General features: G+C 40.3%; 13 protein-coding genes. 4 read left to right on the forward strand and 9 right to left on the reverse strand.

All coding sequences use genetic code 11. The features are described from left to right. Positions 1 to 7 precede the first annotated feature (7 nt). From rbtA to cxpE, 3 genes are all read right to left on the reverse strand, one after another. The gene (rbtA, locus tag E0H89_RS04640) at positions 8 to 1822 is read right to left on the reverse strand and encodes a rhombotarget A (protein ID WP_131214910.1); all 1815 of its coding nucleotides are present in this window, start codon (positions 1820 to 1822) and stop codon (positions 8 to 10) included. Positions 1823 to 1940: 118 nt separating this feature from the next. After that, on the reverse strand, positions 1941 to 2645 hold the full coding sequence (hda, locus tag E0H89_RS04645; protein ID WP_131214912.1) for a DnaA regulatory inactivator Hda: 705 nt from the start codon (positions 2643 to 2645) through the stop codon (positions 1941 to 1943). 15 nt (positions 2646 to 2660) lie between these two features. Next, positions 2661 to 3881 carry a chloramphenicol efflux transporter CxpE gene (cxpE, locus tag E0H89_RS04650; protein WP_131214914.1) on the reverse strand — a complete coding sequence of 407 codons (1221 nt, stop codon included), beginning with the start codon at positions 3879 to 3881 and terminating at the stop codon, positions 2661 to 2663. Between the two features lie 134 nt (positions 3882 to 4015). On the opposite strand from cxpE, the gene purM reads away from it, so the two are divergent. Next, entirely contained in the window at positions 4016 to 5083 is a 1068-nt protein-coding gene (purM, locus tag E0H89_RS04655) for a phosphoribosylformylglycinamidine cyclo-ligase (protein ID WP_131214916.1), read from the forward strand. Between the two features lie 10 nt (positions 5084 to 5093). Next, positions 5094 to 5723, forward strand: a complete 630-nt coding sequence (gene purN / locus E0H89_RS04660; RefSeq protein WP_131214918.1) for a phosphoribosylglycinamide formyltransferase — start codon at positions 5094 to 5096, stop codon at positions 5721 to 5723. 128 nt (positions 5724 to 5851) lie between these two features. Here purN and E0H89_RS04665 read toward each other — a convergent pair whose 3' ends face one another. Next, on the reverse strand, positions 5852 to 6658 hold the full coding sequence (locus tag E0H89_RS04665) for an alpha/beta fold hydrolase (RefSeq protein ID WP_131214920.1): 807 nt from the start codon (positions 6656 to 6658) through the stop codon (positions 5852 to 5854). Beyond that, the gene (gene sppA, locus E0H89_RS04670; protein ID WP_131214922.1) at positions 6655 to 7680 is read right to left on the reverse strand and encodes a signal peptide peptidase SppA; all 1026 of its coding nucleotides are present in this window, start codon (positions 7678 to 7680) and stop codon (positions 6655 to 6657) included. Before sppA ends, E0H89_RS04665 begins: the two co-directional genes overlap by 4 nt. Positions 7681 to 7810: 130 nt before the next feature. Here sppA and E0H89_RS04675 point away from each other — a divergent pair, with 130 nt between their 5' ends. Then, on the forward strand, positions 7811 to 8767 hold the full coding sequence (locus tag E0H89_RS04675) for a lysophospholipid acyltransferase family protein (protein WP_131214924.1): 957 nt from the start codon (positions 7811 to 7813) through the stop codon (positions 8765 to 8767). Here the strand turns inward: E0H89_RS04675 and E0H89_RS04680 are convergent. The 3 genes from E0H89_RS04680 to E0H89_RS04690 form a co-directional block, all read right to left on the reverse strand. Further along, positions 8764 to 11190: a DNA internalization-related competence protein ComEC/Rec2 gene (locus E0H89_RS04680; RefSeq protein ID WP_250697838.1), complete on the reverse strand. Its 2427-nt coding sequence runs from the start codon at positions 11188 to 11190 to the stop codon at positions 8764 to 8766. The genes E0H89_RS04675 and E0H89_RS04680 overlap by 4 nt on opposite strands. A gap of 85 nt (positions 11191 to 11275) precedes the next feature. Beyond that, positions 11276 to 11959 (reverse strand): lipoprotein-releasing ABC transporter ATP-binding protein LolD, encoded by a 684-nt coding sequence (lolD, locus tag E0H89_RS04685; RefSeq protein ID WP_131214926.1) that lies wholly within the window; start codon positions 11957 to 11959, stop codon positions 11276 to 11278. After that, positions 11952 to 13187: a lipoprotein-releasing ABC transporter permease subunit gene (locus tag E0H89_RS04690; protein WP_131214928.1), complete on the reverse strand. Its 1236-nt coding sequence runs from the start codon at positions 13185 to 13187 to the stop codon at positions 11952 to 11954. The genes lolD and E0H89_RS04690 overlap by 8 nt, the downstream gene beginning before the upstream one ends. A 23-nt stretch (positions 13188 to 13210) precedes the next feature. Here E0H89_RS04690 and E0H89_RS04695 point away from each other — a divergent pair, with 23 nt between their 5' ends. Then, positions 13211 to 13777, forward strand: a complete 567-nt coding sequence (locus E0H89_RS04695) for a PilZ domain-containing protein (RefSeq protein ID WP_131214930.1) — start codon at positions 13211 to 13213, stop codon at positions 13775 to 13777. A gap of 4 nt (positions 13778 to 13781) precedes the next feature. Here the strand turns inward: E0H89_RS04695 and E0H89_RS04700 are convergent, their stop codons facing one another. Continuing rightward, a complete protein-coding gene (locus E0H89_RS04700; RefSeq protein ID WP_131214931.1) occupies positions 13782 to 14693 on the reverse strand; it encodes a DMT family transporter in 912 nt (303 codons plus the stop codon). Positions 14694 to 14701: the final 8 nt, after the last annotated feature.

A 14701-nucleotide genomic window follows, 5' to 3' on the forward strand; every position in this document is an offset into this window, starting at 1 on the left:
TCCTTAATTATTTTTTATATCGGCGTAATCCAACAAGACCCAATATGCCAAATAGACTGAAGAATCCAACAGAGCCACCGGAAGTGTTCACGCTCTTACTTTCCATAGTATTTTGAGGTGCCTGTACAACGTTTACATTCACTTCCATATAGGGCTGGGTTTTGTTAAAACGCGTAGATGACGTGACTAAACGAATTTTAAAAATATCTGCACCATGCCAGTCTCCTTGAGGTGTATAAATCAAGGTTCCATCTTCATTAATAGTCAGCTTACCTTTGGAAGGTGTTTGGGTCTGAACCACTTGCAAACAACCTGCCTGCCATGCTTCACTTGCAGGCTTTTTACCCAGTATGGCCTCGCATTCCTCTTTTGGCACTAAATCACTATCACTTAGATGCTCAACTACAGAAATTTGAGCAGTTTGACCTATAAGCAAATCTTCCCCAACAAGTCCAGTTGTGCTTGGCACAACAATCTCAACTGCACCACGATCACATAAATCATTATCATCATCACGTACATTGTCACGTTGATCTATACGTTCACATCCCATTACTTTTGATGCTGAATCTACCTGAAACTTGCCTTTGTTTACAATTAATGATTCAGCCAGTTTTTTATAGCTCATCAAAATACGCGGCCGAAAATATCCTAAAAAATCCTTCTCTGACTGGAAATATGGGCACAAGAGCGAATTCGAATCTTCACTCAAGGTTTTACATTTTCCATCTAATGTATCACCTGCAATAAGCTGCTGGCCTGGCCAGATATCATTCGGATATAAACTGTCACCTGTCGTACAACTACTTGCTACAATATTGTTTTGGTTATAAGTCTTATCAGTATTTACAAAGGAACAGTTATCATCCTGAGTGATAGGATAGGGATTGCTCATAATAATACTATTGGCAAGATAAGCTTTTTGGGCAGGCGCATTAAATTTAATTCCAGAAGTATTACCTATAACTGTCAGATTATTTAAGCCTATACCGTCTCGGACATTAATTACCCAGCCTTTATTTTTGTAAAAGGTACTATTGGCAATTTTATAGGACATATAGGGAAAGGCGGCTAATAATGTACTGTCTAAATCGGCAGACGAATAAATATTTGCAGCGTTTGCTAAATTTGTCTCATTTTCTCGAAAAACTGAGTTTGATACTCTAAATTGTGGAACCTGACTGTAAATAATGGCGCCTTCATCAGCTTTATTGTTTTCAATTAGGCTATATTTAATTTCCACCAGACTACGTAATATTGATTCTGGTTCAGTCGGTACACCTACATTGTAAATGGCACCCCCTTGCGTCGCGATACCATCTGTCAATTTCACATGATCTAAAACTAAATATTCATTGTTGAAAATTAAACCGCCTTGAGTAGCACAAACACTTTGACCACATCCCTGCAAATTCACTTCACTGATATTAACTTGAACTAGGGCTTTTTTTGCATCATCAATATAAAAGATATTATCCTTACCCATCATTTTAATAATGGCATTATTTAAACCAGGCTTAAGGTCATTTGAAAAGCTGTTATCGTAGACCGTTTTTAAAGTAAGCGCTGCCGTGATTTTAATTTGGCTATCTAACTTATAGGTGGTTTTTTTTTCAAGCGTAATGATTGAACTTGAACCTTTACCTCCACAGCCCAAATGCCCTTCTTCAGGCAATCCTAAATTAACGTATTCTATTGCTTCACGTAATGAGCATTCCTTGTCATCTTTTTTAGCATCTTCAGTCGTATTTACGATAATATCCGCACTATAAGCATGTCCTGCAAAGCATAACACCCCTATACCTATGCTCCGTTTGAGCATACCTTTCTCCTTGTATTCTTCTAATATTTTTATTCTATCGTTGCACATTCCCTGCAACATTGAACTATTTTGCTGTACTTTGTCACAGCTTTAATAATTTCTCAAGATTTTTTATTATTTACCGATATTCATCAATTAATGCATAAATTTGTCTTAAATTGGCATGACTGATTTTTGTTTTTTCACCTTTTAACAGCTGAATCAACTGTTCTAAAGTTTGTAATAAAATAGAGGTTTGATGCGGTCCATGCAGCAACAAATAATCTATGATTTGCTGATCCATATGAATTCCCCGACGTGTTAATACCGATGTTACTAGCGCATAACGATCCGCATATAAACTTCCTGTCGGCACTTTAACGCTCACCGCCTGAGTCAAACGTGACTGTAAATCGGGAAGTTCAAGTTTCAATTCAATGGGGGCAACACGAGAAGAGAAAACTAACTGTCCTCCACCTTCATTATTATAATTAATTAAATGAAATACTGCTTTTTGCCAATGTGGAACACCGCTAATGGCTTCGATATCATCTAATGCCACAAGGTCATATTGATCTAATGATGTAATCGCTTCAGTTGGTGCATCGAGCAACTCCAGTAATGAAACTTGAATTGCAGATTTACCGACTTCTAAATAAGAATCGCAAATAGCAGAAAGTAAATGGCTTTTACCTGAACCAGCTCCACCATATATATAAAAGCGATTTATTAAACCAGCATGAAGCTGCCGCACTGCATCAATGACATGCCCCCAACTTGGACCCGAAAAATCACTAATTCGGGCATCCAGTTGAGGTTCTATATCTAATTGCAGTTGACGCATATATGTGTTTTGCCCTTAGGGTTCTTTATTGTCTATCAATTCAATCTTACTCGATTTTTCAGCATCTTGCAGAATTTTTGATTCTGTATTTCTCAATTCGATATCTACATCTACTTGATCCGATTCAATTGAAATTGATCCTGCTCCCGGCTCTTGTATGATTACAGAGGAGTGCCTATATATACGGCTCTTCTCGTAACAATCTCGCGCATGCCGTAGCAGCACTACAATAACTGCCGCAACCGGTAAAGCAATCAGCATTCCCAGAAAACCGGCAAGTTGAGCGCCGGCCAATACAGCAAATACCACGGCTACAGGAGATAAGCCAATTTTATCTCCGAGCAAGAAAGGTTGAAGAATATAACCCTCAACGGCTTGGCCAATCATAAATACAACCAGCACCAATGCTAAATGCATCCAATCAATACCAAACTGGAATAGTGTTGCAATCACAGCTGCAATAATTCCCACTGCAAAGCCCAAATAGGGAATAATACTGGCCAGACCCGCAACCATTCCAATAATCAGACCGACCTCAAGACCAATGACTTGTAAGCCGACTGCATAGACCGTACCCAGCAAGAACATCACCAAAAACTGACCTTTAACAAAGGCACCTAAGACTTGGTGACATTCACCGACAATGTGTAAAGTACTTTTCTCATAAGGACGAGGGATTAAACGGCGGAAACTGTCGAGCATACGATCCCAATCCAACAGGAAATAGAATGCAATAATTGGAATCAGAACCACCGTTCCGCCAATTTGTATGAAATTCAAACCCGATTGCGCGACTTTCAATACCATTGCCTGAATACTATCGGCACTATAATTGGTCTGAATATACTCCATGACCACAGTCGACATTTGCTGCGTATCGATTTCCATCTGCTCGACGCTAAAAGTTTGCGACACCCAAGGTAAAAAGGTGTAATTTAGCCAATGAATTCCTGCTGGAATACTGTCTCGCGCATACATCAGCTGTTGCCAAACCAGGGGAACCAAATACCACATCGCCAAGGTGAGAACCACACCAATACCAATAAACACAAGACTAATAGCCAACCAACGCGGCAAGCCGATCTTATGAAGCTTCTCTACCAACGGGCTAAATAAATAAGCCACCAAAAATGCTGCTATAAAAGGCAATACCACAGGTTTAAGCAAATACAAAACCCAAAGGATTAATGCAATTCCTGAGAGTATAAAAATGCGACGTAAGGTACGATCCACCATGCAAATTCGCCTTTTCTTGGTTTATTCGTTATAGAAAGTAAAATATTTTAATAAAGATAGCATTTTAGTGCATAAATAACATAAGAGTTTCGTATATTCGGGTATAATCGCGGCGCGAATGCGGAGACTTCATTATGAGCAACTCAACTTCCCCAAACACTGGTTTAAGCTATAAAGATGCGGGTGTCGACATTGAAGCGGGCGACGCACTTGTCGATCGAATCAAATCTGTGGCTAAGCGTACCTCACGTCCTGAAGTTATGGGCGGATTAGGCGGCTTCGGCGCTCTTTGTAAAATCCCTAAAGGTTATGAAGAACCTGTTCTCGTATCTGGCACAGATGGTGTTGGTACAAAATTACGTTTAGCACTCAATTTGAACCGTCATGACACGATTGGTCAAGACTTGGTTGCAATGTGTGTAAACGATCTTCTTGTATGTGGTGCTGAACCATTATTCTTCCTCGATTATTATGCAACTGGACACTTAAATGTGGACGTCGCTGCAAATGTCGTAACCGGTATTGGTGCAGGGTGTGAGCTTGCAGGCTGTGCATTGGTAGGCGGTGAAACTGCTGAGATGCCTGGCATGTATGAAGGTGAAGATTACGACCTTGCAGGTTTCTGTGTAGGTGTAGTTGAGCAAAGCAAAATTATTGATGGAACCAAAGTTAAAGCTGGTGACGTATTGATTGGTGTGGCGTCTTCAGGTGCACACTCAAACGGTTACTCTTTGCTTCGTAAAATTTTAGACGTGAAAAATGTCGATCTTACCCAAATCGTAGACGGTCGCCCACTTGCAGATGTTGCAATGGAACCTACACGCATTTACGTAAAACCATTGCTTGAACTTTGCAAACAAGTTGATGTTCATGCAATGGCACATATCACTGGTGGTGGCTTACCTGGTAACTTACCTCGCGTATTGCCAAATGGTGCTCAAGCAGTGGTGAATGAGTCTTCTTGGGAATGGCCAGAATTGTTCAAACTTCTTCAACGTGAAGGTGGTGTGGAACAGTTCGAGATGTACCGCACATTCAACTGTGGCGTAGGTATGGTCATTGTTGTTGATGCAGCAGATGCTGATAAAACTTTAGAATTGCTTACAAGCCTGGGCGAAAAAGCTTGGAACATGGGTCACATTGTTGAAAATGCTGAATCTGTTGCCGGCGCTGATGAAAAAGTTCGCGTAATTTTTGCATAAAGAACAGCACATGATCAAAATTGCTGTCCTCGTTTCAGGCAGTGGAAGTAACTTACAAGCCCTGATAGATGCCAATCTGTCAGGTCAAATTGTTGGGGTCATTTCCAATAAACCTGAAGCATATGCTTTACAGCGTGCTGAAAAAGCAGGAATTCAAACTGCTGTGATTGAACACAAGCAATATCCGAATCGTGAAGCTTTCGATGATGTCATGCATCAGCAATTACTCGATTGGAATGTTGATTTGGTTGTTCTTGCAGGCTTTATGCGCATCTTGAGTACCAAGTTTGTCAAAGCATGGGAAGGGAAAATGCTCAACATTCACCCTTCTCTCTTGCCGAATTACAAAGGCATGCATACCCATCAACGTGTTTTAAACACAGGTGATGTTTTGCATGGTTGTACCGTACATTATGTTACTGCTGAATTGGATGCTGGTCAGGCTTTGGCTCAAGCTGTGCTTAAAGTCAATTTGCATGATGATGTAAATTCTTTAGCGCATCGCATTCATGTGCTTGAACATTTAATCTACCCCCAAGTGGTGGAATGGATTTGCACAGATACAATTCAACATACTGAACAAGGTGTGTTGTACCGTGGTCAAGTAATGCAGGAACCTGTTCAGTTTTGTAAATTTTAAACTGAATTTTATGCAATAAAAAACGCATCCTCGGATGCGTTTTTTATTTCCTGCAAAACTGTGATTGCTACTTACTCATTCCTTCCTAGGAAGAAATTTAAGGCACTGGTAACTCAACTAAAAGTCTTTTAATTAGCCTGTTGTGACTTAATGAGCTCTTTAACCGATTTAACCACTTCAACCGGATGCTCCAACGGGAACATATGTCCACCTTTAAATACTTCAAAAGGAATATCGAATTTCTTCTGAACTTGTTGTGGGAACTTACGTGCTAAAAAAGGCCCTTCCTCAGCTACCACTAAATGCACAGGCACCTGTGGCTTAACTTGTGGCAACCACCAAAGAGAGGGATTGGTTCTAAAAATCTCTACCTCATCCATTTTCGGAATAGTCAGCTCTACACCACCACGCAATGGATCATCCTGCAAGGCATGATCAATATAAGCCTGAAAACAGGCTGCTTCAAAGTCCTGATAAAACCCTTTTGGCCTTAATAGTTCTGCGGCCTGTTCACGAGATGGCCAATGATCGCGACGGCGCTTGGACAAACCTGCAGGAGACATTTTGTCCAATGCTTTGAGCTTAAACAGCTTCGCAATATGTAATGCAAAAGCCTCTTTGCCCATGATCATTGGTGGATCAAGCATAATCACCTGACTAAACAGCTCAGGGCGTTTTAATGCTGCCTGAAAGGTCAGTACAGAACCCAAAGAATGTCCCAAACCGATTACGGGACGGCCTTTAGCTTGACGGACAATACTGTCAATCACTTGCTGAGTCAGACTTTTCCAATGGTTATCAATTGGATAACGCTTGTCTGGCCCCAGCAAAGGTACATAAATAACCTCGTATTCATCTTTCAGCAAATCAAACAGCTTTTGATAAACTTTTGATGGCACGCCATTGGCGTGCGCAAAATGGATCAATGGTTTCATTGTAACTTCGTCGCTTGTTCAGATTGCACTTGTTGTGAAAGTGAGCTTGCGAATCCCTGCCCAATAGAACTTCCCATCCGTCCAAGTACAGAATCAAAAGGACTATATTCAATGGTGTAATTCACGGCTTTTTCCAGTTTCAATTCGCGCTTCAGCGTATTAAGACTGCCGATACGGTCTGCAATCCCCAATTTTACCGCTTGTTCACCAGTCCAGAATAAACCAGAGAATATTGCCGGATCTTGAGATTTCAGTTTCTTACCGCGCCCCTGTTTCACTGCATTGATAAAATGATCATGGACATTATCAAGTACACCTTGCACATGTGCTTTTTGTGCAGCATCAACCGGCTGAGTCATAGAAAGCAAAGCTTTGTTTTCACCTGAAGTCATGGTGCGGTCTTCTACACCCAGCTTCTGCATTAAGCCATTTACACCATAGTTTGGCATAATCACGCCAATAGACCCGACCAGACTAGAGGGATTGACAATAATTTCATCAGCAGCTGAGGCGATGTAATATGCACCTGAAGCACCCGTATCACCAATTACGGCATAGAGCTTTTTATCAGCATGCGATTTTTTCAAATACTGGATTTCTTGCCAGATTTCATCGGACTGAACCGGGGATCCGCCAGGCGAGTTAATATTTAAAACCACAGCTTTACTTTGTTTGTTTTCAAAGGCTTTCTTTAGTGCTTTAACCGTATCTGTGCTATTGACACTCTGCTTGTCTGCAGCAATGGTGCCGATAATATCCACTACCGCAATATGCGAACTTGTCGTTGCAGTTGGATCGCTAGATGAGGTACTACAACTTTTTGCCATGACCACTAAAACAAAAAGGATATAAGCGAAAGTTAACAATTTAAAAAAGATGCTCCAGCGACGTGCACGGCGCTGCTCTTCTACAGAAGCTAAAACGGCTTTTTCTAAAATATGCCATTCTTTGCCAGTTATGTTTTGAAAATTATGTGGCGTATTCTGAATTTCATTTTCTGGTTTTGGTGGCCAATCGGACATACAAAATAATCCAAGGATCAGTTAAATTAAACTCATTATATACACTGCATCAGAGAAATCTGCCTAAACCATCCATTTTCGCCTATAATATTTGCTCTTTTTGACTCTTTATATACATTGACGATAGGCAATGACTGATCATACTCCAACGGATACAACATACCGCCTACTGAAATTCCTCAGTCGACAACCGATTCAAATTTCTAGATTTATCGCTCGAATGTTAGCTGGGCTCGTCAATTTTTTAAAAATGTCAAAAACCTCAGATACGATTCGTCTTAATCTTCAAATTGCTTTACCGGAATTGACCGCCGCGCAACATGAAGAAATCATTCCAAAAGCAATTCATAATGAACTGACTTCATATTTCGAATTTTTTAGTATTTGGGGTGCAGACAACCATAAAAATATTGCACGTATTCATTCAATTAACGGTGAGCAGATACTTCAAGAGGCGCTTAAAGCACCTGAAGGCCTGGTACTGATTGTTCCGCATTTTGGCACATGGGAAATCATGAATGCCTACTTGGCTCAATTCACACAAATGACCATTCTGTATAAACCGGTCAAAAATGAATCTGCCGACCAGTTTGTCCGTGAAGCCCGCAGTCGTGAACAAGCCAATTTGGTGCCTACCGATGAATCGGGGGTAAGACAAATTTTTAAAGCGTTAAAACAAGGCGGTACTACGGTGATTCTGCCAGATCACACTCCGAATGTGGGTGGAGATATGATTCCTTATTTTGGGATTCCTCTGACGACCAGTAATTTAAGTGCCAAACTGATTCAAAAAACCAAAGCTAAAACTTTATTTCTCTATGCCCTTCGTAATAACGATCTCGGTTTTGATATGCATATTGAGCCTATCGATGAACGTATTTATCAAGGCAATGCCAATGAGGGTACCGGTGTTATTTTCGAAGCCATCGAAAATTTAATTCGTCGTTACCCAGAACATTATCATTGGAGTTATAAGCGCTTTAAAGCCAACCCAGAACTAGACAAGGTTTATCATTTGAAAACAGATGAAGCATTAGAAGTGGTTGCTGAAGTTCGAGCGAAAGCAATTCAAGCTGAAATAGTTTAACGCTTTAACCATCGCCGTGAATCACGTTCAACCTCAGTAGCCATAATATTTTTATGTGTTGAAAATCGAATACTGCCTTGGTCTACAGTAGTTAATAACGGAATTTTTAATTCTTTTAAACGCGACTCAACCACTGAACTGGGATGTCCATACCGGTTATTAAAACCTGCCGATGCAATCACCAATTTTGGATTTAATTGCTTTAAAAAGTGATAGGCTGAACTATGCCGGCTACCATGGTGTCCCAAAACCAAGACATCGACTTTTAAATCAGGATACTGCTGTAAAATCTGATATTCCGTTGGCCAACCGGCATCTCCCATTAGTAGAAAATTTTGATAAGGTTGTGCATTTGCTACCTGTAAATAAACGACACAGGACATCTCATTTCTTTCATCTTTGGCATTGTTCAACTGCTCTGTTTTGGGTGACAAAATGGTTATTTTCACTCGATCACTCCATTGCCACTTTTGACCTTGATGACAATAATCAAACTGACTGGAATCTGCGACTTCAACCTGTTCATTTGAATAGACCTGGTTGATAGGCAAATCATATTTGACCGATTCATAACCACCTTTATGATCCTGATCTAAATGGGTCAAAATCAGTTGATTCAACTCACTAACTCCATTGACCGATAAAAATGGCAAAATGATTTGCTTACCCACACTGAATTTCTCCTCATCAAAACTTCCCCCCATATCTACCATCATTGTCTGATCCTGATCGCGGACAAAAATCGCTTGACCTTGACCAACATCCAATACCGTTAATTCAAATTCATTCTTATTGGAATCGATCATTATTAAAGGCACAAAGCATAATACTAACCAAGTTTTTGGCACCGTCCCGCGGGGTAAAAACAGAATCAACAAACCCAGACATAAGCTCAGCAACATCCAAAAACTCATGGCAATCGGTTGTAATACAGGTGAAAAAATTTGATCTAGTCCTTGCATAAAGATAAGCAAAACTGAGAGACACCCATTATTGATTTGAAAAATCAGACTTCCCAAAGGCTCAAAAATGAAATAACACAACGCCGCGATCACATCTAAGGGAACAATCACAATACCAATCCAGGGAATGGCCAATAAATTACTGAGTGGAGTAATCCATGCCACCTGTTTAAAGAAAATCAGCATTAATGGAAATAATGCCAAAAATATTTTCCATTGTGATTCAATTAGAATTTTAAGTTGGATTTTGATTATTTCAGTCTTGGTTTTGACTTCCTCTACATGACTTTTCTGCTGCACGGTTTGATAAATACGTAAAAGCACAAAACATGCGCCATAGGACAACCAGAAAGCAGCAGATAAAATACTAAAGGGATCAAAGATTAATAAAATAGAGGCACTAAACAGCAAAATACTTAAGGGTTGAATTTTTTGTTTTAAAAGGATAAATCCACTCATCAATAAACAGGTGAGCAAGGTTCTTAATGCAGGAATTTCAAAACCGACAAAAGCGCAATACAGCAGGACGCAAATACAAAACGGCATAATCAAGAAGTATTGTTTCGGCCACTTTAAATAAACTTGCGGACCATAGCGACAAATGAGTTGATGTAAAGTCCAGCAGAAGAGTAAAGCAAAAATCAACACATGCGGCCCTGATATGGCCAGTAAATGACTCATGCCAAAACGCTGAAATAAGTGTTCAGTTTCCGGCAGGAGCAAACTTTTATCCCCTGTTAACAATGCTAGAAGTAGCCCTTTATGTTGCAGCGGTTGTTTCTGAATAAAATTACGTAGCGCTAAACGTTGCTGTTCCATCGACAGCTGGATTTGATTTGAAAAAGAATGTTGTTGCCTTACATATCGGCCATAACCCAAAGCAGAAATGTCTTGTTCTGTCAGTTTGTGTATCGATGTGACTTTAAAACCAGACATAATATTTTGCTGGAGATACCATTGTTCTTGATCAAAGACACCGTGAGCTGCATAACTATGCGCGGGCAGAATTTTTCCTTGCAAGCGATAATATTGACCCAGTTCAAGTCCAGATCGCGGATCAGAATTTATTTCATTTTTTAAAAACCCCTGCCACTGCACCACTTCAGCATGTCGATTCAGTACCTGTATTTTTTGCTGAATGGATTGTGCCCCCCATTCATTCAGTTTTTTAACATGAACAACCACTTCAATTTGTTCAGGCCGCTTTTCTCGAAACTGTAACCTGTCAGTCAATTGATAATCAGCATAGTTATAGCCCATTGTAATACCTAGGCTGAAGCCTATACAGAGCTGTAAAAATTTGAACCACAAAGAATAAACCTGCTTTAAAACATTCAGTTTTAAAAACCAAGATAGAATAAAAAGTGCAATACATGGACTCAGCAACGACTGTAAAATCGGGAAAGTTTTTCCCATTATCGCAATACCGATTACCCATCCCAAACAGATTAGTTGAATCATTATTTTTATAATATTTTTTATTTTGCGCAATAATAAAGCCCACCGCAGTGAGCTTCAATCATTTTTTAAACTTCTCGATCAGCGTCTAGCCATCAATCCACACTCCATCTTGCATATGCAAAATGGAATCACCGGCTTGAGCCAGTTGTTCATCATGGGTCACAATCAGCATTGCCATATTAAACTCGCTACGTAATTCACTGAGCAGTTCAAAAATTTTCACTGCGGTTTTACGGTCCAAGTTACCGGTTGGTTCATCGGCCAACATCAGTTCAGGCTTCGCCACCAAAGCACGCGCCAAAGCCACACGTTGACGTTCACCACCAGACAACTCGCCCGGTTTATGCGTCATCCGATGCGACAATCCTACACGATTCAGCAAGTATTCTGCCTGCTCTTTAGATTGTTTGTAGGTCGTTCCTGCGCGCAGCATCAGCGGCATTGCAACATTTTCCAATGCGGTAAATTCAGGCAATAGGTGATGGAATTGATAAACAAAGCCCAAATGCTGATTACGTAAATAACCACGTTCAGCTTCGCCTAAAGTATCAAAGCGCTTGTCATTTAAAAACACCTGTCCTTGTGTTGGGCAGTCTAGGCCACCTAACACATGTAACAATGTACTTTTACCTGACCCGCTCGAACCCACAATCGAAACAAATTCACCCGCTTTAACTTGTAAAGACAAGTCTTTAATCACTTCAACCGTAGTTTTTCCATCAGTAAAACTTTTCGATATATTTTTCGCTTCGAGGACAATATTACTCATAACGTAAGGCCTCTGCAGGTTGTGTTTTCGCAGCACGGAAAGCTGGATAAATCGTTGCAAGGAAGCTTAAAAGCAAGGATAGACACACAATCACCACCACATCTTGCCAACGTAAATAAGACGGCAAGTAATTAATGAAATAGGCATCAAACAAGTTCAAACCAAATGTGGTATTCAGCCAGCCAATCACATTACTAATACTTGAGGCAAAGATAATTCCGAGAATGGCACCAGATACGGTACCAATTACCCCAATGATGGTTCCTTGCACCATAAAAATTCGAGTGATGGTAGCAGGTGAAGCACCTAAGGTACGCAGAATCGCGATATCAGATTTCTTATCTGTGACTACCATGACCAGTGACGACACGATGTTAAATGCAGCAACCAAAACAATCAGGAATAAAAGCAAGCTCACCATGGCTTTTTCCATCTGAATGGCACTAAACAGATTACCGTGGGTAAATGTCCAGTTCGATGCATAGAAATTGCTTGGCAAGTCTTTGACAATATCATCCGCAACTTCTGGCGCAAGGAAGATATCATCCAGTTTTAGACGAACACCTTGCGCACCATCGGGTAAGCGTAACAAGGTTGAAGCATCATTGAGGGCAATATAGCCCATCATTGAATCAACTTCTGCCCCAATACTAAAAATCCCGACAATTTTAAAACGCTTGAAACGTGGCACTACGCCGGCAGGGGAAGGCGTTGCTTCAGGCAATACCAAGGTGATATTGTCATTTAAGCCTAGACCGAGCGAATCCGTCATTTGTTTACCTAACACAATGCCAAATTCACCTTTTTTCAGGCTATCAATACTGCCTGCAATCATGTGATCCTGAATGATCGAAACTTTCTTTTCATACTCAGGTTCGATCCCTGTGACCATGATGCCAGCTACTTGCCCTTGTGCTGTCAGCATCCCTTGTAATTGGGTGAAGGGGGCTACGCCTTTGACATGCTCGTGTTGTTCAACTTTTTTTGCAAGTTCAGGCCAATTTGTTAAAATTTGCGTTGAAGAAACAGTAGCTTGAGGTATCATTCCTAAGACGCGGTTTTTTAGTTCTCGGTCAAAACCATTCATCACGGATAACACCGTAATGAGTACAGCTACACCTAATGTGAGGCCGATCATAGAAACCAGAGCAATAAAAGAAATAAAGTGGTTACTACGCCGTGCGCGAGTATATCTCAACCCTATGTACAGCGAGATTGGTTTAAACATACCATTTAGTCCGAGGAATAATTATGGAAAATTCACAGCATCAAAGCGGCAACATTGAACGTCGCGTTATGTCGCGTATAGATGCTGCCTTGCGAATTAATTATCAGATTATTTCTGATGATGTCGCACTTAATGACCCTTACGATCCTAACTTTGTTTTGCCACGCTATTTTCTACTACTCGCAGAATTAGATCAATTTGATCACGCAATAAACTACGAATTAGAACAATTAAATGAAAGAGATCAACAAATTGCTCGAATCTTATCCTTATTCAATCAAAAATTAAACCTTATTACCGGTTCTTTGTACGATGCAATTGTACAATCCATGTTACCCATTCCGGAAAATGTCAATTTTTCAGAAACCGGTTTCAGTTTCTTTAATGAGCAACCTATTCAGGAAGGAACCTATGTTCATGTGACATTAAGCCACCCTGAAAATTTCTTTCATATTGCGGCAACAGCACAAGTTGCCTACAGCCGAGCTGAAGACAATGGTAAATTCCGTACCGGTGCCTATTTTATTACCTTGCATCCACAAGATCGGGTGAAGCTGTCTGAATGCGTATCGTTGAAAAATAAAGATTAATAACTTAAGAATCAGATTTAATTTTATGGGCGAGGTTTCGACTCGCCTTAATGTCACGGTAAAAGTAGATAAATAAACCAAAGATTAAGACAAATGCCCCAACAAAAATCATCACTGATAATTTTTCATCATTTAATAAAGCACCAAATAACAGTGCCAACATTGGAGTCAATACAGTCGTCAGCGATAATGTCGTCGCCTTAATATTCTGTATGAGTTTAAAATAACAGATCATGGCGACTACCGAGGCCATGATTACTGCATAAAACAGGCCCACCAAGGCTTTGGTATCTGGAATATGTGTAGGCGCATGCTGCCAGATAAAAGGCAACATTCCCAGAGCAAACAGTGCAGAAACCAAAATTGAACCGGTAGCTTGAGCCATAGGTTCTAGCGGTGCATTAACTTTTTTGACCCAATAAATTGAAGAGCAATAGACAAATACACTGATCAACATTAGCCCGATTCCTATCGGCTGGATATGATGATCACTCCCACCCAAGCAAATAATCGCTAATCCCGCTACTGCAATGAACATGCCTCCCCATTGCAAACGGTTCAAATGAATTTGAAAGCCAAAATGTCCAATTAAGCCCGCCATGATGGGAGCCAAACCGAACATTAAAGCAATAATGCCTGAACTTAAATATGCGGCTGCCAAATAGGTAAAAAATTGCGATCCAATAAAACTACAGGCACCGGCGATATAACTGTGGACTGAAATTTTGTCTGTTGGTAATTTCACCTTGAGTAATAGCAACAAGCTGAATGCTAAGGGTAACGCAATCAGGAACCTCAATGCTAATGCCCACAGATTATTTAAATCTGAAACACTCCAGACAATCGCTAATGGCGTCGTGGCCCAAATAAGCACCAATAAAATATAGGTTGAAACAATATTGGCTTTAGAATGCATATCAAGCT

Origin of the sequence: Acinetobacter sp. ANC 3781, assembly GCF_004331285.1 — a bacterium.
Taxonomy (GTDB): Bacteria; Pseudomonadota; Gammaproteobacteria; order Pseudomonadales; family Moraxellaceae; genus Acinetobacter.

Bases quoted from the DNA above. Each gene is read 5' to 3' on its own strand.
- E0H89_RS04680 (WP_250697838.1), bottom strand. From the start codon at position 11,190: ATGATTCAACTAATCTGTTTGGGATGGGTAATCGGTATTGCGATAATG.
- E0H89_RS04695 (WP_131214930.1), top strand. From the start codon at position 13,211: ATGGAAAATTCACAGCATCAAAGCGGCAACATTGAACGTCGCGTTATG.
- cxpE (WP_131214914.1), bottom strand. From the start codon at position 3,881: ATGGTGGATCGTACCTTACGTCGCATTTTTATACTCTCAGGAATTGCA.
- E0H89_RS04690 (WP_131214928.1), bottom strand. From the start codon at position 13,187: ATGTTTAAACCAATCTCGCTGTACATAGGGTTGAGATATACTCGCGCA.
- E0H89_RS04675 (WP_131214924.1), top strand. From the start codon at position 7,811: ATGACTGATCATACTCCAACGGATACAACATACCGCCTACTGAAATTC.
- E0H89_RS04700 (WP_131214931.1), bottom strand. From the start codon at position 14,693: ATGCATTCTAAAGCCAATATTGTTTCAACCTATATTTTATTGGTGCTT.
- lolD (WP_131214926.1), bottom strand. From the start codon at position 11,959: ATGAGTAATATTGTCCTCGAAGCGAAAAATATATCGAAAAGTTTTACT.
- sppA (WP_131214922.1), bottom strand. From the start codon at position 7,680: ATGTCCGATTGGCCACCAAAACCAGAAAATGAAATTCAGAATACGCCA.
- hda (WP_131214912.1), bottom strand. From the start codon at position 2,645: ATGCGTCAACTGCAATTAGATATAGAACCTCAACTGGATGCCCGAATT.
- E0H89_RS04665 (WP_131214920.1), bottom strand. From the start codon at position 6,658: ATGAAACCATTGATCCATTTTGCGCACGCCAATGGCGTGCCATCAAAA.
- rbtA (WP_131214910.1), bottom strand. From the start codon at position 1,822: ATGCTCAAACGGAGCATAGGTATAGGGGTGTTATGCTTTGCAGGACAT.
- purM (WP_131214916.1), top strand. From the start codon at position 4,016: ATGAGCAACTCAACTTCCCCAAACACTGGTTTAAGCTATAAAGATGCG.
- purN (WP_131214918.1), top strand. From the start codon at position 5,094: ATGATCAAAATTGCTGTCCTCGTTTCAGGCAGTGGAAGTAACTTACAA.